General features: G+C 36.8%; 18 protein-coding genes and 1 other annotated feature (1 of these 19 cut by a window edge). Of the genes, 10 read left to right on the top strand and 8 right to left on the bottom strand.

What is annotated here, in order from left to right; all coding sequences use genetic code 11:
- Positions 1–153, bottom strand: a binding site (T-box leader) (it extends 69 nt beyond the left edge of the window).
- A gap of 290 nt (positions 154–443) precedes the next feature.
- Positions 444–1,007, top strand: a complete 564-nt coding sequence (ahpC, locus tag ACFSFW_RS17710; protein WP_099351424.1) for an alkyl hydroperoxide reductase subunit C — start codon at positions 444–446, stop codon at positions 1,005–1,007.
- 12 nt (positions 1,008–1,019) lie between these two features.
- The gene (gene ahpF, locus ACFSFW_RS17715) at positions 1,020–2,600 is read left to right on the top strand and encodes an alkyl hydroperoxide reductase subunit F (protein WP_388040192.1); all 1,581 of its coding nucleotides are present in this window, start codon (positions 1,020–1,022) and stop codon (positions 2,598–2,600) included.
- Positions 2,601–2,659: 59 nt separating this feature from the next.
- Here the strand turns inward: ahpF and ACFSFW_RS17720 are convergent, their stop codons facing one another.
- Both ACFSFW_RS17720 and ACFSFW_RS17725 read right to left on the bottom strand, forming a co-directional pair.
- Complete coding sequence (locus ACFSFW_RS17720) at positions 2,660–3,001, bottom strand: zinc ribbon domain-containing protein YjdM (RefSeq protein ID WP_099360757.1); 342 nt, start codon at positions 2,999–3,001, stop codon at positions 2,660–2,662.
- An 80-nt stretch (positions 3,002–3,081) separates the two neighbouring features.
- Positions 3,082–4,515 (bottom strand): multicopper oxidase family protein, encoded by a 1,434-nt coding sequence (locus ACFSFW_RS17725; RefSeq protein WP_388040194.1) that lies wholly within the window; start codon positions 4,513–4,515, stop codon positions 3,082–3,084.
- 305 nt (positions 4,516–4,820) lie between these two features.
- On the opposite strand from ACFSFW_RS17725, the gene ACFSFW_RS17730 reads away from it, so the two are divergent.
- On the top strand, positions 4,821–5,756 hold the full coding sequence (locus ACFSFW_RS17730) for an EamA family transporter (RefSeq protein ID WP_388040196.1): 936 nt from the start codon (positions 4,821–4,823) through the stop codon (positions 5,754–5,756).
- Between the two features lie 50 nt (positions 5,757–5,806).
- Here the strand turns inward: ACFSFW_RS17730 and ACFSFW_RS17735 are convergent, their stop codons facing one another.
- The 6 genes from ACFSFW_RS17735 to ACFSFW_RS17760 all read right to left on the bottom strand — a co-directional run bounded on the left by ACFSFW_RS17735 (position 5,807) and on the right by ACFSFW_RS17760 (position 14,064).
- Entirely contained in the window at positions 5,807–7,057 is a 1,251-nt protein-coding gene (locus ACFSFW_RS17735) for a nickel pincer cofactor-dependent isomerase, group 22 (RefSeq protein WP_388040198.1), read from the bottom strand.
- 101 nt (positions 7,058–7,158) lie between these two features.
- Entirely contained in the window at positions 7,159–8,163 is a 1,005-nt protein-coding gene (gene pdxA, locus ACFSFW_RS17740) for a 4-hydroxythreonine-4-phosphate dehydrogenase PdxA (RefSeq protein ID WP_099360754.1), read from the bottom strand.
- A gap of 70 nt (positions 8,164–8,233) precedes the next feature.
- Positions 8,234–9,541, bottom strand: a complete 1,308-nt coding sequence (locus ACFSFW_RS17745) for a four-carbon acid sugar kinase family protein (protein WP_388040200.1) — start codon at positions 9,539–9,541, stop codon at positions 8,234–8,236.
- A 268-nt stretch (positions 9,542–9,809) separates the two neighbouring features.
- Positions 9,810–11,582: a sigma-54-dependent Fis family transcriptional regulator gene (locus ACFSFW_RS17750; RefSeq protein WP_388040201.1), complete on the bottom strand. Its 1,773-nt coding sequence runs from the start codon at positions 11,580–11,582 to the stop codon at positions 9,810–9,812.
- Between the two features lie 35 nt (positions 11,583–11,617).
- Positions 11,618–12,427, bottom strand: a complete 810-nt coding sequence (gene larE, locus ACFSFW_RS17755) for an ATP-dependent sacrificial sulfur transferase LarE (RefSeq protein ID WP_388040203.1) — start codon at positions 12,425–12,427, stop codon at positions 11,618–11,620.
- A 260-nt stretch (positions 12,428–12,687) separates the two neighbouring features.
- A complete protein-coding gene (locus ACFSFW_RS17760) occupies positions 12,688–14,064 on the bottom strand; it encodes a GntP family permease (RefSeq protein ID WP_304213522.1) in 1,377 nt (458 codons plus the stop codon).
- Positions 14,065–14,884: 820 nt separating this feature from the next.
- On the opposite strand from ACFSFW_RS17760, the gene ACFSFW_RS17765 reads away from it, so the two are divergent.
- From ACFSFW_RS17765 to ACFSFW_RS17795, 7 genes are all read left to right on the top strand, one after another.
- Positions 14,885–15,763, top strand: coding sequence for a LysM peptidoglycan-binding domain-containing protein (locus tag ACFSFW_RS17765; RefSeq protein WP_388040206.1), 879 nt, complete (start codon positions 14,885–14,887; stop codon positions 15,761–15,763).
- A 540-nt stretch (positions 15,764–16,303) separates the two neighbouring features.
- A complete protein-coding gene (locus ACFSFW_RS17770; protein ID WP_099360748.1) occupies positions 16,304–16,750 on the top strand; it encodes an Lrp/AsnC family transcriptional regulator in 447 nt (148 codons plus the stop codon).
- Between the two features lie 51 nt (positions 16,751–16,801).
- Positions 16,802–17,650, top strand: a complete 849-nt coding sequence (locus tag ACFSFW_RS17775; RefSeq protein WP_388040208.1) for a M55 family metallopeptidase — start codon at positions 16,802–16,804, stop codon at positions 17,648–17,650.
- Positions 17,651–17,813: 163 nt separating this feature from the next.
- A complete protein-coding gene (locus tag ACFSFW_RS17780) occupies positions 17,814–18,740 on the top strand; it encodes an ABC transporter permease (RefSeq protein ID WP_388040210.1) in 927 nt (308 codons plus the stop codon).
- Position 18,741: 1 nt separating this feature from the next.
- Positions 18,742–19,686, top strand: coding sequence for an ABC transporter permease (locus tag ACFSFW_RS17785; protein WP_304213505.1), 945 nt, complete (start codon positions 18,742–18,744; stop codon positions 19,684–19,686).
- A 12-nt stretch (positions 19,687–19,698) separates the two neighbouring features.
- Positions 19,699–20,715 (top strand): ABC transporter ATP-binding protein, encoded by a 1,017-nt coding sequence (locus ACFSFW_RS17790; RefSeq protein WP_388040212.1) that lies wholly within the window; start codon positions 19,699–19,701, stop codon positions 20,713–20,715.
- Positions 20,715–21,665 carry an ABC transporter ATP-binding protein gene (locus ACFSFW_RS17795; protein ID WP_304213501.1) on the top strand — a complete coding sequence of 317 codons (951 nt, stop codon included), beginning with the start codon at positions 20,715–20,717 and terminating at the stop codon, positions 21,663–21,665. The genes ACFSFW_RS17790 and ACFSFW_RS17795 overlap by 1 nt, the downstream gene beginning before the upstream one ends.
- Positions 21,666–21,743 lie beyond the last annotated feature (78 nt).

Below are 21,743 nucleotides of genomic sequence, written 5' to 3' on the forward strand. Positions count from 1 at the left end.
ACTCGAAACCTTTAACGCAGGCAACGGTTAGGTTTTCCCTAACAGTTCAAGGGACAGGTTCAATAGCATTGCAGGTTATAAAATCTTTCAGCCCATGGATTTTACTCTCTTTTACCTGAGGACTACTTACTAGTTCCCTCTCATCACTTCTTATTATTAAATTAGTCCGTATATAACTTTTAAATTATAGATTAGGAATATTATGAATCAAATTTATACTTGTGTCAATGGAAGTCAGTATTAATCAAGAATTACCATTTATAAAGGTACCTTTAAATACAAAACCTACTAATTGATATTTGAATATAATTGTCATAGCATTTTAATTGACATAAATAATAACATCTATATAATAATTATTATAAACAAGTATTAATTATAGATTTATTAGTCAATAATGCTAATAATCTATATTAAATATAATTAATTGGAGGAATTTTATTATGTCACTTATTGGAAAACAAGTAGAACCATTTACATTACAAGCTTATAGAAATGGTGATTTCATCGAGGTTACAGAGGAAGACTTAAAAGGTCATTGGAGTATTGTTTGCTTCTACCCTGCTGACTTCACTTTCGTATGTCCTACTGAATTAGAAGATTTACAAGAACAATACCCAGCATTACAAGATCTTGGTGTTGAAGTATTCTCTGCTTCTAGAGATTCTCATTTCACTCACAAAGCATGGCATGATTCTTCAGAAGCAATTGGTAAAATTACTTATACAATGATCGGTGACCCTGCTCACGTACTTTCTCGTCAATTTGATGTATTAGTTGAAGAACTTGGACAAGCTGACCGTGGTACTTTCATCATTGATCCAGATGGTGTAATCCAAGCTGTTGAAATCAATGCAGACGGTATTGGCCGTGATGCAAGCACACTTATTAACAAAATTAAAGCTGCACAATATGTACGTAACAACCCTGGTGAGGTTTGCCCTGCTAAGTGGAAAGAAGGAGAAGCAACACTTAAGCCAAGCCTTGACCTAGTAGGAAAAATCTAAGGAGTGCTTTAAATGATACTAGATGCTGATATAAAGCAACAATTAGCTCAATATCTTCAACTTTTAGAAAGCGATGTGCTACTCAAAGTTAGCGTGGGTTCTGACAGTGTCTCAAAAGATATGCAGGCTCTCGTTGATGAGTTGGCAGAGATGTCTTCTAAAATTAAAGTTGAGAACGTTCAGTTAGAGAGAACACCTAGCTTTAGCATCAATCGTATCGGCGAGGATTCTGGTATAACATTTGCCGGAATCCCTCTAGGACATGAATTTACTTCATTTGTGTTGGCTCTTTTACAAGTAAGTGGAAGAGCTCCGAAGATTGATCAGAAGCTAATTGACCAAATAAAAGAGATCAAAGGTGAATACCACTTTGAAACTTATGTAAGCTTAAGTTGCCACAACTGCCCTGATGTTGTACAAGCTCTTAACGTGATGAGTGTTCTCAACCCTGGCATCACACATACAATGATTGATGGTGCTGCTTTTAAGGAAGAAGTTGAAAGCAAGGATATCATGGCTGTTCCAACTGCTTACTTAAATGGAGAAGTTTTCGGTAATGGACGTATGTCATTAGAAGAGATTCTTTCAAAAGTTGGCAGCGCACCTGATGCATCAGAATTTGCTAATAAAGATCCATTTGATGTTCTTGTTGTTGGAGGCGGACCAGCAGGTAGCAGTGCAGCAGTCTATGCAGCGCGTAAAGGTATTCGCACAGGTATTGTTGCTGAACGCTTTGGTGGCCAAATTATGGATACACTTGGCATTGAGAACTTTATCAGTGTGAAGTACACAGAAGGTCCTAAGCTTGCAGCAAGTCTCGAAGAACATGTAAAAGAATATAATGTTGATATCATGAACCTACAGCGTGCGAAACGCATTGAAAAGAAGGACTTAGTTGAAATTGAACTAGAAAACGGTGCTGTATTAAAAAGTAAAACCGTGATTCTTTCAACTGGTGCTCGTTGGCGTAATGTTAATGTACCAGGGGAAGCAGAGTTCAAAAACAAAGGTGTCGCATACTGTCCACATTGTGATGGTCCATTGTTTGCTGGCAAAGACGTAGCTGTTATCGGTGGCGGTAACTCTGGTGTTGAAGCAGCAATAGATCTTGCTGGTATTGTCAAGCATGTAACAGTTATTGAATTTAATTCAGAGCTAAAAGCTGACACTGTGCTTCAAGATCGTCTTTTCAGTCTTCCAAACGTAACGGTAATTAAGAATGCACAAACAAAAGAAATTACGGGTACTGACAAAGTAAACGGTATTACTTATGTTGACCGTGATTCCGGTGAAGAAAAACACATTGAATTACAAGGTGTATTTGTTCAAATTGGTCTTGTACCAAATACCGATTGGCTTGGTGACACAATCGAACGTAATCGAATGGGTGAGATTGTAGTTGATAACCACGGTGCAACAAGTATTCCTGGTGTATTTGCTGCTGGTGACTGTACAAACAGCCCATATAAGCAAATCATCATTTCAATGGGATCAGGTGCAACTGCATCATTAAGCGCATTTGACTACCTAATTCGAAACAATTGGGACACAACTACTGATGATTCTAATCAAAAGAATCTCGTTCATCAATAATCCTTTTCAATAGTAAAAGTCGCTATCAACCTAACTGGTTAATAGCGACTTTTTTACTTTTATATCTTCTTAACAAATTCAGACTTTAATTTCATCGCACCAAATCCATCAATTTTGCAATCAATATCATGGTCCCCTTCAACTAAGCGAATACTTTTTACCTTCGTACCCTGTTTGAGTACAGATGAACTCCCTTTTACCTTCAGATCTTTAATTACTGTAACGGTGTCTCCATCAACCAACACATTCCCATTTGCATCCTTGATGACTTTAACGCCTTCATTAACTTCCTCTTCTTGATTCAATGGCCACTCATAAGCGCATTCTGGGCATACTAGTAATGCTCCATCCTCATACGTATACTCTGAATTACATTTTGGACAATTAGGCAAATTACTCATTTTTCCTCCTATAAAGTTTAATATTTGATATTCCCTATCTTGATTATATCCTTAAAAAAAGGTTATGTTTCTCTATCAATTTAATGATGCCCCTGATGTTCCCCATTCGTACCGTTAGTAGGAAGTGTTGTTGGCACCTGTGATTCAGTACCGGGTTCTACTAATAAGAATTGGCCCATCATGCCGTCATCTTCATGTCGCAATAAATGGCAGTGATACATCAACGGGAAATTAGGGTCAGCATAATTGCCAAATTCCACAACAATTCTTACCTTTGAACCATTTGGAATAAAAACAGTATCTTTTCTTCCTCGCTCATACTCTGAAGGTGGCTTATCATTTATGTCTAAAACTCGAAAGGCGGCATTATGAATATGAAAATTATGCGACCATCCAAAGTTGTTGATCTCCCATATTTCTGTTGCTCCCGCTGGAACAACCTCGTCAATACGATACATATCCATTAACTTGTCATTAATCTTATTCTCCATTGTTAACTTGAACTGACGAACTCTAGCATCTTTTGGTGCCTCAATTGGTGGTACGCTTGAAAGTTGCCCAGAGACTTGTGCTGACTCTTTTAATTCAGAGGCTGCTACTATCTTTAACAAATCGAATTCACCATTATCTAGACCGCTATTCCCACTATAACTATGGAGAATCGTCTCCTCACCCGGCTCAAATTCTACAACAATTTCTGCACGTTCACCTGGACTTAGCATAAATCGTTCCAAGGTTACTGGCTCTTGAAGGAGGCCTGCATCGTTCCCCACAAGTTTGAAAGCTCTCCCATCGCTAAAGCCAAAATTGTAGGCTCTTGCATTCGAGCCATTGAGCAATCGAAAACGGACCTGACTCGTTTTAACTTCAAGATAGGGGTCATACGTACCATTCACAAGTATTTCATCACCAAGTGTACCAAATACTCCCTCTTCATCCTCTGTTAATTGTCCCTCATTCGTAAACAATTTATCTTGTATAATGAGTGGAATATCATCTACCCCATATTCAGAAGGAAGTTTTTTTGAATCCTCATCATCGATGATGAACATGCCTGCAAGTCCTTTATATACATGCTGGGCTGTTTTTCCATGTAAATGAGGATGGTACCATGTGGTTGCAGATGGTTGATCAATCGTCCAATGGGGAGTCCAAGTTTCCCCCGCATCAACCATTTGGTGGGGACCTCCATCCATTATGGCAGGCAATCTCATACCGTGCCAGTGTAGAGTTGATGGTTCGCTCAAACTATTTACAACATTAAAAGAAACCTTGTCCCCACGAGAAGCCCTAATCGTTGGACCTAAATAGGTCCCATTGATCCCCCAAGTATCCGCAATCTTACCTGGAAGCAATTCTGTCTCTCCCGTTTGCATGGTCAATGTAAAGTTTTTTGTACCATCAGCCTCGATTATAGGCTCTACAAGTGGTGGAAGTTTTAATGGCTGTTCAAAGTTTAGCTTTCCCACATTTGTGACAATATCTTCTTTACCACAACCTGATAAACTAATCATAATTAACATACTAAAAAGTACAAAAAATCTATTATATGATCTCAATTTTTCCCTTTACGTCCTCTCTTACCATACGGTGAATTAATAGTTATACCTTGTTTCTAGCCTATTGTACTACGTTTTTTCTTTATCCATGATGAATCATGATTTTGTCATAAAATCGACACAAACATTCCACGCATTTAATACTTCATCAAATGAACCCTATTTGTTTATCGGGATGATGGAAGCATCTGTTAGGCATCTACTTTTCCTTATATGATACAATAGTCTAATAGTATTGAGAGCTTCATGGAGGTTTCATAATGAAAGTAAATAAGGGCATATTGTTTGTATTATTGGGTGCTGGATGTTTTGGCTTTACACCGGTTTTTGCGAAATTAGGGTTTAGCTATGGCTACTCACTAGGCCAAATAAATATTGTTCAAATGTTAATTTCATCGATTTTATTATGGTCTATCACTCTAATTAAACGACCTAGCTTTAAAGGACTTACGAAGAAAAATCTTCCTCTAATCATGGTGACCGGATGTTTTACCGGATTAACTAGTATTTTTTATTATGGGGCCATGCAATATCTACCTGCTTCATTGGCCATTATTTTAATGTTTCAATTCGTTTGGATTGGAATACTTTTAGAATGGATTTTCAGCAAGGTGAAACCCGCTCCCATCACTGTTTTGTCCATTTTATTAATATTAATCGGCGTCTTTTTTGCTTCCAATATTATAAATGGCGACATCCAAGGGCTACCACTTAAAGGTTTCCTTTTTGGTATTTTATCTGCATTTACTTATTCAGGATTTATTTTTTTCAGCGGAAAAGTCGCTGTAGATGTAGACCCATTGGCTCGTACTTCATTAATGGCAACCGGGTCAACCATTTTAATCCTGATCATATTCATGCGCGATATTCCATCTGTATTTCCATTAGAGACAAACTTAGTAGTAACAGCCGTTGGTGTATCCTTATTTGGTGCAGTCTTTCCTCCACTATTCTTCGCCGTGGGAGCACCATTGGTTTCTGGTGGAATTGCCAATATCCTAACTTCCATCGAGTTACCCATCGCCATCCTATCAGCTAGTATTATTTTGTCCGAAACAGTCACACCCCTTCAATGGTTGGGAACAGCCATTATATTAGCAGCGATTGCGTTGAATGAACTTGGCGGTAAACTATTTAGAGTCCGAAAGCATAATAAAGAGGTTATATATATCGATAACAACAAACAGCCCCTCTAGCAGGAGCTGTTTGTTTTTTCTATATAAAGTCTAAATTCCTAAAAGGCCTGTTACATAGGTAAGAAATAACCGTTTTCGTCAAACTTCATTTCATGTAGGTCCTCTAATACTTCAATGTTTTCTTTATCTTTTAATTCATTAAATATAACTTCAGATACATATAGTTCTCCGATATGAAGTGTATTTGGAATCCTAGCAATTCTAGCTTTTTCCGGTGATACACCCCAATTCGCACGGAGTGCCGCCTTTAGAGCTTCTTGATCATTATCAAGAATAATTGGGATACTTGCTCGAGCTAAAAATGTACTTGTAATTACATTTTCATTCATTGCCTGATAATCAACTTTTTCAAATAAGCGCTTTGTAGTTAAGTCGGCTAAGCCAATTCCCAATGCATTGCCATGACTCGCCTCACTTAAATTTGAAGCAATGACATATTTAACGCTAGGCTTTTGAGGCTCTTCAACCCCAAGCACCCGGATACGCCCAATAATATTGGTATCCATTCCTGTCCCACTATAGTTTTTCCCAATCTCGTCAACGACTAAGATATCCATATTTTCGACTGGAAGGCTAGGCATTAACGCAAATGCCTCTTTTAATAATTCTCTTTCACGCTCTTCAACTCGATCTTTTTCAATAGCCTCGATGATGGCTGTTTCTTCATGCGCGTTTTCAACAATAGCTATACCAAATAAAGTATTTGAATTGGCGATAGCCACTTTGCCGACCTCAGGCATCATTTCGCTAATTCCTTTAATACCATGTGTATGTAAAGCTAAGGCTTGTTTGTGTTTCCCCATTCCAATTGACGCCATTTTCAAAACGCCACTCTCAACCTTGTTTTTAAAATCAGTATGAGGCTTAACACGCCCCATAACGATTATTCCATCTGCTTGATAAGCGTTCTTATCAATGTAAACTGGGACTCCATCAGAAGTTTTACCCACTTCAACAACATCCATGGATGAACGTATTTCACATCCTGTTGATTCCTCAGTGACGCCTAATCCCTCTAAGACTTCGATTTGTCCTTCAGCAGTGGCTCCACCATGACTTCCCATTGCTGGGATTATAAATGGAGACGCTCCTCTTTTTTTAATTTCATCTGCAACACTTTTAACGATTAATGGAATATTGGCGATTCCTCTACTTCCCACAGTTATTGCAATCTCCATACCTGGCTTAATTTTTTCATCCGCATTTACATGAAGAAATTGCTCTCCAATCGCTCCTGGGATATCTTTTATACTTTCCGTTTGGAATTTCTGACGTATCTTTGCAACCTTTGGTAAAGTCATCATCCTTGTCTCCTTTACAGAAATACTACTTGTTGATAAAAAATGGTTTGTATACAAAGTCAGCAAGAGATCGTTTGACCTCTTGCTTGATATTCTTCATATTACGCTTTTTTCTTTGGAGCTAATTCAACTGCCATACGTAGGGCTTCTTTTAATGATTGCTCGTCCGCAATATTTTTACCAGCAATATCAAAAGCCGTCCCATGGTCAACACTTGTACGAATAGTTGGAAGACCTACTGTAATATTAACTCCAGCCTCTAGACCTAACACTTTAATTGGTCCATGACCTTGATCGTGATATTGTGCAACAACAATATCAAAGTCTCCACGTCTAGCTCTAAAGAATAATGTATCTGCTGGAAGTGGTCCTTGAACATTTATTCCTTCTGCTTGCGCTTTTTCAATAGCCGGAACGATCTTTTCTTCTTCCTCACCATGACCAAAAAGTCCATTCTCACCAGCATGTGGGTTAATTCCACAAACAGCGATTCGAGGAGATTCAATTCCTGCCTTTTGTAATGTCTCATGTGCAAGTTTGATAACCGTATATTGACGTTCAGCATTAATCTTATGAATCGCATCAAGAAGTCCAATATGTGTTGTCACATGAATGACTCTTAACGCTGGTGCAGAAAGCATCATCGCAAAATCCTTTGTATTTGTTAATTCTGCTAAAATCTCTGTATGGCCCGGATAAATATGGCCTGCTTTATGAAGTGCTTCTTTATTTAGTGGCGCTGTACAAATCCCTTGAATTTTGCCTTCATTTGCGTATTGAATAGCTCTTTCTAAATAACGGAAAGCTGCATTTCCAGCTTCTGGTGAAACTTGTCCCCATGGTAAATCTTCAGAAACTAAATCAAGATCGATAATATCAATTGTGCCATATTGGGACTTTGCTTCTTCTGGTTTAGTAATGCTATTTAATTCAAGATCAATATTTGTTACGTTTAAAGCTCTTTTTAAAATTTTTACGTCGCCTACAACAAATGGACTGCAGTTATCATAAATGTTTTTATCATTCAAAGATTTTACGATAATTTCAGGTCCGACACCAGATGGATCTCCCATTGTAATCGCGATACTTGGTTTATAGCTAGTCATATCTAATTCCTCCTGTAAATATCTCTAATTTAACATGCAAAAATCAGTCATTATTTCTTTATTTCAGTACTCATTGAGTACGTGTACTTAATTCAGTAACCTTTTGAAGAGCCTTAGAAAGTGCTTGATCGGTTCCAAATGCACCTGCTTTGGTGACAAGTGGAATGCCATCATATAATCCTCCAAAGAGTTTGCCATACGGTATACCAGGCTCTACTTCACCAATGACTCGAATCCCTTCGCCTTGTAACTCTTTACATGTAGCACCTGCAATATCTCCACCTGTTAAAACGGCACCGCAAATTTTCTTACTTTCGATTAATTGACCAGCAATTACTCCCATTGCATGAGCTATTGTATTCCCAACATCGAAGTTTGATAAACCAAGTTCACGTTGTAAATCCTTTACTTTCCCTATTACTTCCTGGTCTCGGTTCGTCGTTACTACTAAGTCGCCTTTATCTAGCAATGTTTTACTTTCTTTCACAATACGATCAATTTCAAGTTTTCTCCTATCCTCAAAAAAGAATTCTTCAGGAGAAATAACAATTTCTGCTACATCATTTTTTTCTTTAAGGACCTGAATTTGTTGCTGAATAATAGAATTTACACTACCCGCAACCACTAATACAGGATCTCGGTCACAAACTTTAGTTGTATTTATATCTTCTTCCTGGGTTTCTTCGAAGAAAATGTGTGAAGCGATTCCTGCGGATCCCACCCAGAGATATTTCTCTTGTAAAGCTTGTGCTGCTTTAACGATGATTTCAAGTTCCTCATCCGTCGTTGCATCAATAATGATGATTTTCGACGTATCACTCAAGGATAATTCCTTCATTATATGAGATAAGTGGTCGATTCCTTTTCTAACATGAGAGATTGTAATTAGCTCAACATCCCTCTTACTTTGTTTCTGTACCAATTTTGGCAGATAACTTTCATTTACTGGACTGGCAGGGTCTTTCGCCATTTCAGCTTTCTCTAATGGCACTCCATTCACAAAATGTTCTCCATTAATAGTCGCGCGATTACTTTTTGGAAAAGCTGGTACTACAAATGAAATCTTATAGTCAAAAGCATCCATTACTGCATCAATTTCTGGACCAATATTTCCCCTCATCGTTGAATCTATCTTCTTAAAAACATTAGAAACACCTAATTGCTTCAATTGTGATGATAAATCAAAAACGATGTTATAAGACGTACCGGCCTCTATTGCTCGACTGTCTGAATTTAAAACAATGACATCTTCAGTAAGATGTGACGGTTGTAATTGTGTATATGAAAATAGCACTGTTGTGTTTAAACCCTGTTTTGCAAACTGAACTCCCGTGTCGTTTGCACCCGTTAGATCATCTGCGATTACCGCTAGTTTCACCTACATCCCGCCCCCTTTACTAGTTAGTTTGTATAATTTAGCTTTTTTTATTTTGTTTCGAAACAAGCTTCACACTGCATGTAGCGTTTCAACTCTTCTTTATTGAAGAAAGTTATAACTTTTCATGTGGCATTTTTAAACAACTACCTAAAAACGCTTACACTTATCATAAAACAATATGTTGCATTTAGCAATAGATTTGATGATATTTATTCTTATTTTCAAAATATGTTGCATTTTACACCAAAATATAAGAAAGGCACAAGCTTTATTTTAGCTTGCGCCATAATGTAGAACGGTTAATCCCTAATCGCTTAGCTGCCTTCGATTGGTTCAACCCTTCTTCTTCTAGTACTTTTCTGATTACTTGCTTTTCTATATCTTCTAATGTTCCAGTTATATCAATCTGTACGAATAGATCATCTTTCTTTTCCTTTAGCTCTATTCGTTCCAAAAGTGCCTCAACTTCTTCTTTTTCAATATAATAGGTATGAGATTGCAAAAATAACTGTTCGATTACTTGTTTAAGTTGTTCGATATTTCCCGGCCAATCGTATTTTATTATCTCTTCCATGGCTTCCTGACGAATCCCTATGACTCCATTTCCATACTTCGGATGTAATTCAGTAATAAATAAATGGACTAAATCCTCGATATCCTCTCTACGTTCTCGTAATGGTGGGATATGGATTGTTAGCCCTGCCAAGGCATTATATAACTCTTGATGGAAAGACCCACTTTTTACCTTATCATCCATATTATCATCGGAAGATACGATCCATTTTAGCTTTTTACCATTTCCATTTGTATATACTTGATAGAGTTCCTTTTGAACATAAGGATTTAATTTATGAATGTTTCTTAAAAAAAGAACACCCTCTGATACCGTAAGGAAAAAACCTTCATTTATTTCTTTAAGTTGTTCCGCGGTTAACTGTTCGCAATTTAAAATAATAAATGGCTCACTTTGTGACCTTCTATTTTGGTAGATCGACTGAGCTGCTACTGATTTCCCATTTCCCGTTTCGCCTGATATCCAGACAGCTTCATCCTTTTTACTGTATTGCTCAATTTTCTTCAAGACATTTTGAATTTGCTCGCTCTTTCCTGTAAAAGGAGAGAACGTTGAATCTGGGGTATGAATTTCGATTGCATTAACATTCACCCCTTCTCCTTGGTTAGCAGATTCATTAGAAAGGTTATTTTCTATAAATAAAACAATATCATTTTCGTTTGAACATGCTGTTATTTTCCAAAACGTATCATCTATGTGTATGGTTTTTGAAATCTTTTGACCTGTAATAATGATTTCCTGTATTAAATTTCTTATCGTATCTGAGTTCTTTACCTTTGCCCAATTAAAATCTTGATTGAAGCGTTCATTACTATAAATGACCTCTTCATCTTTGTTCAGAACCCCAATTGCTTGCTCGCTACAATTGAGAATCGTTTTAAAAAAAGAAACGTCCTGTTGTAATTGTGAAAAGACATGGTAGGTTCTTCTTGTTTCTTCTAATGCGTCAATAATAGCCTCTTTGCCCGACGTGATTAAAACCCCGGTCAAACCTAATTCTTTTGCAACTTGAACCGTAACCACATCACCTATGACCACTTCATAATCTTGATCTTTTAGATTTGTTAACATTTCTTTTACTTCTATTTCTTTTGTAATCGTTAATGTTTTAATATCAAAATCGAGGAGTTTGCATATTGTACCCGCACCCTGTGTAATATTAGAAAAGCCCACAATCGCAGCTTTTCGCGAAAATCCTTTAACCATAGTTAAAATACGTAACACATCATAGCCAGATACTTGAATATCAATCACCGGTATAGAGACAGCCTCCTGAATTAATGAAGCTGTCCCCCCACGACTTATAATGACATGATAACCGCTCTTTTCAGCCTCTTTCGCAATGGCTACTCCTTCATGCAAGTTCCCTAGTTCAATCCGAAACTCAATATCATGAACATCTTGTGTGACTTCTTTCATCATTTCATATAATCCCTCATAAGGGACAATTGCCAATGCCTTAATCATTTACCCATCACCCTTGACTTGATTTAACCATCCTATTATACGTTACTTTTAGCTAACACCTTGTTCATGCTTCCGCTTACGTACCCTTGTAGGTCAAGAGTGACATATTTATAACCGAATAACTGAAGATTTTCGATAATTTCTTGATGATTGGTTAAGATGCGTTCCATGTCTTGAGGCTCTACCTCAATTCTAGCAATATCTTCATGCGTCCGAACACGTACTTGTTTAACACCTAATCCTTTAATGTATTCCTCTGATTTTTCAACTTTTGTTAACTTTTCTTGCGTTATCTTTTCACCATACGCAATTCTTGATGATAAACATGCAAACGATGGCTTTTCCCAGGTTGGTAAATGTAATTGCTTGGAAAGTTCACGTATTTCATCCTTATAAAGATTTGCTTCTTGAAGTGGCCCTCGTACACCATGTTCTTTAGCTGCCCGAACGCCAGGACGGTGTTCACTCATATCATCTGCAATTAAACCATATACAACGTTCTTAAATCCTTTTTCACGCATGATTGGAACGATTTCCTCAAATAACCCGTTCTTACAAAAATAACAACGGTTCCTGTCATTTTCCGCATAACCTGGAATGCTCAGTTCAGAAGTTTCAATTACTTGATGTGTTGCACCAATCTCTTTGGCAAGCCTCTTTGCTTCCTCTAATTCACTGGAAGGATATGTTTCAGAATCAGCCGTAACCGCTAAAACTTTCTCTGCTCCCAAAACATCAATGGCTACTTTTAATAAAAACGTACTATCTACTCCACCAGAAAAAGCAACCACCACATTTTCCATCTCTTTCAATATTTCCTTAAGTCGTTCATACTTTTCTCGCATTCTTTATTCCACCTATATCAATAAATTTAGTAGTAAACAAGTGATACTTAATAGATTATCGTGTTTTTAATGTAAACAACTTTGCATTTTGCAACACTTTTAATTATAAGCGATTTATAACCAAAGTAAAAGAATATACTAAAGCGATTTCATTTATGGCATAAATTGCAAGGGCAATCCAATATAATACCTCATTTGTTTTTATAGTAAAGAAAAAGAGCCCTAATTGAGCTCTTTTTTCGGTTCTTTACTCTATGAATTTAGATAAACATGTTAGCAATTAAGATAAGAATTAATCCTGTGAACCACATAAGAGTCGTTGGTACTGACCAAACCAAGATTTGCTCTTTTACATTTTTAATACCTAGCATACGGTTTACTACCCAGAAGAAGCTATCATTAAAGTAAGAGAAAATAAGTGATCCTAATGCAGCAGCTTGAGCAGCAAGTGCCATGTTCACATCTAATTGAGCTAAGATTGGCGCTGAAATAGATGCTGCAGTTATCATCGCTACTGTTCCACTACCTTGAACTAAACGAACCATACTAGCTACAAAGAAAGGAATTAGAACTGCTGGTAGCGGTAGGTCTGCGATTTGTTGAGCAATGTAATCCCCTGTACCACTTGTACGCAATACGTTCCCTAGCGCACCACCTGCACCTGTTACTAGTAAGATAATACCAGCATCTTGAATACCTTTTTCCATTTCTTCAAGCGTTGTATTACGACTTAGTTTTCCTGCTAATGCATAAATAGCTGTGATTAAACCAAGTCCAACCGCTATGATTGGTGTACCTAAGAAAGTAAAGATTCCATAAAAACCTTCTGTTAACTCTAAAGCTGATAATGTTGTATTGATAAAAATAAGGATAATTGGAATTAAGATTGGTAAAAACGATCTTGCAAATGATGGAAGTTCTTTTGATCTTTCATTTACAATTTCCAATAACTCTGGGTAAGTCATTTCTTTTTCAGGTCTAACATATCCAGATTCTGATTCATCACTTGGAAGTTGATAAATTTTCTTACCAAGCCATTTCGCATATAAAACCCCTACAATCATTAGAGGTATACCAAATCCAAGACCTAAAGCAATCATTAGACCGATGTCTACACCGAAAATCCCTGCAACACCTAATGGACCTGGAGTTGGAGGTACAATGGAGTGTGTAAGTACAAGACCAACTGCTAATGATACACCGATCGCTATAACTGATTTACCTGTTTTCTTTGAAAGTGTCTTTACTAATGGATTTAAAATAACGAAAGCTGAGTCAACAAAAATCGGAATCGAAATAATATAACCCGCTATTGCCATTGCCCACTCTTCTTTTTTCTTACCAACAAATTTAATTAATGAATAGGCTAATGTTTCGGCAGCACCTGTTATTTCAAGAATACGGCCCATCATTACACCTAATCCAATTACAATACCTACTGAAGCTAATGTGCTCCCGAATCCTGCTGAGATAGCTCCAGCAACATCACCAGGAACCATTCCTCCAACAAGTCCAGCAATTGAAGCTCCTATTATAAGCGCTAGAAATGCGTGAATTTTTGTTTTTAATACAAGTAAGATTAATACGATTACCCCGAGTATAAGCCCGGAAACCATTTGGATGCCTGACGGTTCCATTTAATTACTTCCCCCTTAATTTGAAGATGTGTTTTTATTTGAATTGAAATAATGGATGAGATACCAGCTTTCATTTTTTTGTAAAGGTCTGTTAGAACATACCGATTATAACCGCTTACTAAATTTCTCATTTACAAGTATACGGTTACATTTTTTTACATCGGCACAAATAGGACTATTACACTTGAGCTAATCAATAGATAACCTAATAAATAAAACTTTCCATATAAGGAACAATGATTTCTATAATATTGTGTACAATTCCACTAGCATCTACAATCCATCCCCAAGAAAGAACTGCAAGTGCTTACAATCGAAGGGTAAAAATAAGTGGTATGAACCACTAATCGATTAGTACTATTTATAGGTAAAATTGCAACACATTATTAAAAGTTTCATATAAAAGATAAATTGCTCACTCAAGAAATGTTGCGTATCGCATCACTACCTTGTTCTTTATCAGATTCTATACTGTTCTAACAGTCTTGTCAAGTAGACAATAATCGACATTTTGTTTATTTTTACAACAATATACTCATTTAGTTTACAAACTTCTCTATATTAGTAGACTCATTGATTCGTCACTGTTAAATTTTACTACATGTCATATTAACCGGTACTTGTTTCCTATTCTAAAATAATAGAAGAATCCCCTGCAGTCTGAGTAAACCATATATTTCAACTACTACTATGCTAGAAACATTCTTGCAATATAATTGCCACAGATGAAACCAAATTATCACCTCCCTGTTCTTTTTCTACAGAATATCTATGATACGATTATTGAAAATTAGCAACTACAGAACATGGAGGGTAAAAAATGCTTAAAAAAATGGTAGCAATCTTGACAGGTACTGTACTCTCAGTAACAGTAAGTGCAAATGTACAAGCTTCAATGATTACAGTACAAAAAGGAGATACCCTTTGGGATCTATCACGCGCACAAAATACATCAGTTAAAAATACAAAAATGTTGAATCACCTTTCGACAGACCTCATACACCCTGGGGATGAACTATTTATTGCACCAGAAAAACAATATACGGTTAAGAAAGGCGACACATTGTGGGACATCGCCATTGATCATCAGGTACAGGTTTCGCAAATAAAAGAATGGAACCAATTACATAGTGATCTTATCCATCCTGGATTAAATCTAGTAATCTTTGAAGGTGCAAAAACAGTTGCAACAGCTGTTGTAGAAAAACCGGTACAGTCAGTTGCAGGAACAACAAAAGAAACTAAAAGCACAGTTACATCTGATAAAAAGACAAATAAGAGCACCCCTGTTGCACCTGCAGCAACTACAGAAAAGCCAAAAGAAAGTGCACCTGTAGCACCCGCTACTGAAAAACCAAAGGAAAGCTCTACTAAAGAACAAGCGGCATCAACGAGTAGTAGTACAAGTCAGAAGGAAATAACCGTAACAGCTACAGCTTACACCGCTACATGTGAAGGATGCTCAGGTATTACATCCACTGGTATTAACCTATTGGAAAATCCAGATGCAAAAGTGATTTCAGTTGACCCATCTGTTATTCCACTTGGTAGCAAAGTACATGTAGAAGGCTACGGCGAAGCAATTGCCGGAGACACTGGTGGAGCAATTAAAGGAAACAAGATTGATATATTTATTCCTTCCAAACAAGATGCAATTAATTACGGTGTCCAACAAGTAAAGGTAACGATTTTAGATTAAGGAAATTTAATAACTTAGTTCTTACACAAAAGACCCTACAAAACATTAAGCTCATTGTTTTGTAGGGTCCCTTTTATTTTTTTGGAAAATGGATTCATTCTATTATATAGTAGATAACCTTCATTCTATTATCCATTCATTCTTAGTACCCACCATACATCCCCATTGTGTAATCTCCTATTAATTCCAAAAAAGCACCAATTCTATTTCCTGTTCAACTGCTTATAAAGCATAAAATTTCGACAATTTTCCCATCGTTCCTAAAACTATTCTAATAATAACCTGTTCGAAAATGAACTTATATAGTACTTATCAATTCAAAACTCTTTAAACACGAACATTACTAATACGTAATGAAAAAAATTCTTCCCAATTAACAAAATTATAATTGATTTCTGAAAACTATTTCTATATAATTGCAACTAATTCCTTATTTAGATAATAAATTATATTTAAAGTATTTTAAATTGGTAGTGAAAGTAAAATTATTATCCTTTTGTGATAGTCATTTAGATAAAAGTACTGAAAGGGGGAGAATGATTGCATTATGAATTAGATGAACTGGACAGTGGAATTATTCGACATTTATCGATTGATGGCAGGATGTCGTTTAAAGAACTTGCCTGCAAATTAAATGTAACAGAAAAGACAGTAAGGCTTCGTTACAAAAGCTTAATCGAAAAAGAAATTTTAAACGTGGTAGGCATTGTTGATCCAATTACCGTCGGAATTAAGGCTGGAGCCATTATTTTAATTAAGGTTCATCCTAAGTCTATTCAAACTGTTGTAAAAGACTTACAGGAAATTAAATGGATTCGCTATATTTCATTAGTTTCAGGCGAATATCAACTTCTTATACAAATAGCTGTTAAAGATCAAAAGAAAATCACAGATACTATCATTCTTTTAAATGAGAATGAAAATATATTGGAAATAAACTCTATTGTTCAGCTTGATGTATATAAAAATACGTTTGAATTTATCTAATGACAATTTTTTTAACGAATAGTAATTCTAATGAAAAAGGGAGAGAGTTTAATGAAAATATTCATTTCTGCTGATATGGAGGGTATTTCTGGTGTTGCTACCAATCAACAATTAAAAACCCCTAGTGAGTATCAACGTTTTCGCAAACTAATGACAGCTGATGTAAATGCTGCAATTGAAGGTGCATTCAATGGTGGTGCAACAGAGGTTGTCGTAGCTGATGGGCACGGTAATATGTCCAATATTATTATAGAAGAATTAGATTCTAGAGCTCGACTGGTGTCAGGTAGTAATAGAGTAATGTGTCAACTCGAAGGTCTTGATGAAACATTTAACGGCATTATGTTTGTTGGTCATCATGGACGTGAAGCTGGATCTGATGTAACCGTAATAAGTCATACATTGGCAGGTATTTGCGTAAAGGAAATGAAGATCAATGGCAAGGTTGTTGGGGAGACAGAAATGAATACAATGGTTGCAGGTTCCCTTGGTGTCCCGGCTATTTTCATTAGTGGAGACGATGCCTATGTAAAAGAAGTGAAAGAAACCTTACCTAACGTAGAAGGGGCAGTAACCAAAAGAGCAGTTGATAGATTTTCTGCAGAACTTCTACATCCTGTAGTAGCGCAAAATATCATTCGTGAGAAAGCAGAAAAGGCTGTTGATCGTATTGAAGAGTTTACACCTACGATAGTGAATGGCCCTATTACATTTGAAATTGATTTTAAAGGACCACAACAAGCTAAAATGACAACAACTCTTCCTACTGTTGAACTCATTAGCCCAACAAAAATTCGCTTCACTTGTGATGACATGGTGACAGCGTACAAACACATGTGGGGTTGTGTCATTATTGCAATGACAGCTACTAATGGTGTACTAGGTAGTGTAAATTCATAACTACTCTTCTTTTAAAACAAATAAAAACTTAAACCCATTTTTTTGTGTTAAGCCCCAGTGCCTGTCCCTCCCTCTACTATCTTGTAAGATATTTATAGGTACAAATGTTGTTGAGGCAGACGAAGGCGCATAGGCTTTTCATATTCTGGAGGTGTTGTGTTACATGTATATAGTTAAACGATTCTTTACCATGTTACTTACGATTTGGGTAATCGCTTCTCTAACTTTCGTAATAATGAAATTTATCCCTGGTGATCCTTTTGCATCTGACTCTAATGCATTACCACCAGAAGTATTAGAAAATATGCGAGCAAAGTTTAATCTAGATGAACCATTACCAGTTCAATATGCTCTCTATTTGAAGAATCTCGTAATGCTAGATTTAGGTCCCTCCATTCAATCTGAAACTCGTACAGTAAACCAGATTATTTCGGACGGATTCTCTGCATCTGCAATTCTCGGTCTTCAATCCATTATTATTGCACTTGTAATTGGACTTATGTTAGGGATTATTGCCGCTTTAAACCACAACCGATTCCTGGACTATACATCAATGATTATTGCCATAATCGGTATATCAGTACCTAGCTTTATATTAGCACCATTTTTAATTAAATATTTTGCAGTTGAGTGGGGGCTTCTCCCAGTTGCTTCTTGGGGTACATGGCAGCATACCGTACTTCCTTCATTAGCATTAGCAACAACACCTTTAGCTGTTATTACTAGATTTATGAGGTCTAGTATGCTTGAGGTCATGAACCAAAACTATATAAAGACAGCAAATGCTAAGGGATTATCTACAACGAATCTAGTTTTAAAACATGGAATACGAAATGCAATATTACCTGTTGTGTCTTTTATAGGTCCTTTATTTGTTTCATTAATCACAGGTACATTCGTAATTGAAAATATATTCGCAATTCCAGGAATTGGTCGTTACTTCGTAGATAGTATTTTTAATCGTGATTACCCAGTAATCATGGGTACAACGGTATTCTTTAGTACGATTCTTGTTGTAACTCTTTTTGTGATTGATATTTCATATCGTCTCATTGATCCTAGAATTAAGTTATCAAGTAAGGGGGATTAACATGATAGAAAAAAGTGTGGATCATTCCCTATTTCGTCCGGCAGATCCCAATAAACTAAAGGCTGATCCAATACAACGACCAAGTCTGAGTGTTTGGAAAGAAACAGTATTAAGTATTCTTAAAAATAAACTTGCTATTTTTGGTCTTGCTCTATTAGTTGTCATCATGTTTTTCGCTATTTTTGGACCGATGATGGCACCATACTCGGCATCCGATCAAGACTTAACGAAAACAAACCTGGCTCCTTCAGGTGATCATTGGTTTGGAACAGATGATTTAGGTCGTGACATGTGGGTTAGAACATGGATGGGTGCTCGAATTTCCCTAACCATCGGTCTTGTTGCAGCTGTAATTGATTTATTCTTAGGCGTTGTTATCGGGGGTATCTCTGGTTATATGGCAGGTCGCGGAAAGCTAGGAGATCGAATTGATAGTGGACTAATGAGAATAGTAGAAATTCTTTACGGAATCCCATACCTGTTAGTCGTTATTCTGCTGATGGTGATGATGGAACCCGGGGTAACCACCATAATAATTGCACTATGTGTAACGGGGTGGGTCGGGATGGCCAGAATTATACGTGGACAAGTTCTGCAATTAAAATCACAGGAATACGTATTGGCAGCGCAAAAACTTGGTACATCACATGCAAAAATAATATCCCGTCATTTAGTACCAAATATGATGGGGATTATTATCGTCAATTTAACGTTTTCCATTCCAAGTGCAATCTTTGCTGAAGCATTTTTAAGTTTCCTAGGACTAGGTGTACAAGCTCCATTCGCAAGCTGGGGTACCATGGCAAATGATGCATTAGGAGTTATTTTAAGTGGACAGTGGTGGCGTTTATTTTTCCCTGCAGTGTTAATCTCACTAACAATGTTTGCATTTAATGCATTTGGTGATGGATTACAAGATGCTCTTGATCCAAGATCTCGAGATTAGGAGGTTTTTAGATTGGCCCATTTATTAGAAGTTAAGAATTTAGAAGTTAATTTTAAAACGTATGGAGGAGAAGTCAAAGCTGTACGTGACGTATCCTTCCATGTAAATAAAGGTGAAATACTTGCAATAGTCGGGGAAAGTGGTAGTGGTAAAAGCGTTACGGTTCAATCTATTATGGGATTGATTCCATCTCCTCCAGGTGTTATTAGAGGAGGTACCATTCACTTTCACGATAAAGATATTCTAAAGATGTCCAAAAAAGAAATGCGAAAAATTAAAGGTTCAAAAATAAGTATGGTTTTCCAAGATCCGATGACATCGTTAAATCCTACCATGCGCATTGGGAAGCAAATTGAAGAAGGACTTATCCTTCACCAAGGGTTGTCTAAAGAAGATGCAAAAAAACGAGCAATTGAAATGATTAAACTCGTAGGTATTCCAAACCCTGAAGAGCGATATAATCAATTTCCACATGAATTTAGTGGAGGTATGAGGCAAAGAGCGATGATCGCAATCGCCTTAGCGTGTAATCCGGAGTTGTTAATTGCAGACGAACCAACAACCGCACTTGATGTAACAATTCAGGCACAAGTCCTTGAGCTTATGAAGGATTTACAGAACAAATTAGATACTTCTATTATTTTAATAACACACGACCTCGGTGTAGTTGCTGAAACTGCACAACGTGTAATTGTAATGTATGCTGGGATGATGGTCGAAAGCGGAACGGTCTTTGACCTATTTGAAAATCCAAAACACCCTTATACTTGGGGTTTGCTTGAATCCATACCCAAAGTTGAGGATGGAGAGAAAAAACCATTGGTTCCAATTGAAGGATCACCACCAGATCTTTTTTCTCCTCCAAAAGGATGTCCATTTGCTCCCCGTTGTAAATTTGCAATGGACATTTGCTTAGAGGAAATTCCACCAGATTTCGAAATAGAACAGGGACATACAGCAAAATGCTGGTTGAACGACCCTAGGGCTCCAAAGGTAGAAGATTTAGTTGCAGCAGGGAGTGAAGAATAATGACGGAACATATTCTTGAAGTTCAACAGCTTTCAAAGTATTTTCATATCAATAAAAATCAGACGGTTAAATCGGTAGACGATATTTCTATCTCCATCAAAAAAGGGGAAACATTTGGCCTTGTAGGTGAAAGTGGTAGCGGAAAGTCTACCTTAGGAAAAACTATTGTAGGCTTACAGTCACCTACATCTGGAAACATCATCTACAATGGCAAAGATGTAGAAAAATTAGACAAGTCTACAAAAAAAACAATTAACCGTGAACTGCAAATCATTTTCCAAGACCCACATGCATCTCTTAATCCTAGGATGCAAGTTGGGGACATCATCGCAGAAGGTATGGACGCTTATAAGCTAGCAAAAGGACAAGAACGCCAAAATCGCATCTATGAATTACTTGAAAGAGTCGGTCTAAGACCAGAACATGCAAAACGCTATCCACATGAATTTAGTGGCGGTCAACGACAACGTATAGGTATTGCAAGAGCACTTGCCGTTAAACCAAAGTTTATCGTTGCTGACGAACCTATTTCTGCTTTAGATGTTTCCATCCAGGCGCAGGTTATTAATTTGTTAGATGATTTAAAGAAAGAGGAAGAATTAACATATTTGTTTATCGCCCATGATCTAGGAATGGTAAAACATATAAGTGATCGAATCGGTGTAATGTACTTAGGTAAGATGATGGAAATGAGTGAAAGTGACGAACTTTTTAAGAATCCATTACATCCCTATACACAGGCACTTTTATCAGCTATTCCTAACCCAAATCCACGAGCAGATAAAAGAGAACGTATTGTTCTTCAAGGTGATCCGCCAAGTCCGGTAAACCCTCCAAGTGGTTGTCGTTTTAGAACAAGATGCCCACACGCAATGGATATTTGCTCTCAAAAAGCTCCAGAGTGGAAAGAGGTTAATAAAGATCATTGGACAGCTTGTCACTTATATTAACTAGAGGTAGTTACTATCCCTAAGATAGATTACTATAAGCTAGGTTCTTCTGTTTTGTTTGTATCATTATGTAAACCG

This window comes from Ferdinandcohnia salidurans (genome assembly GCF_042680725.1).
Taxonomy (GTDB): domain Bacteria; phylum Bacillota; class Bacilli; order Bacillales; family Bacillaceae_L; genus Ferdinandcohnia; species Ferdinandcohnia salidurans.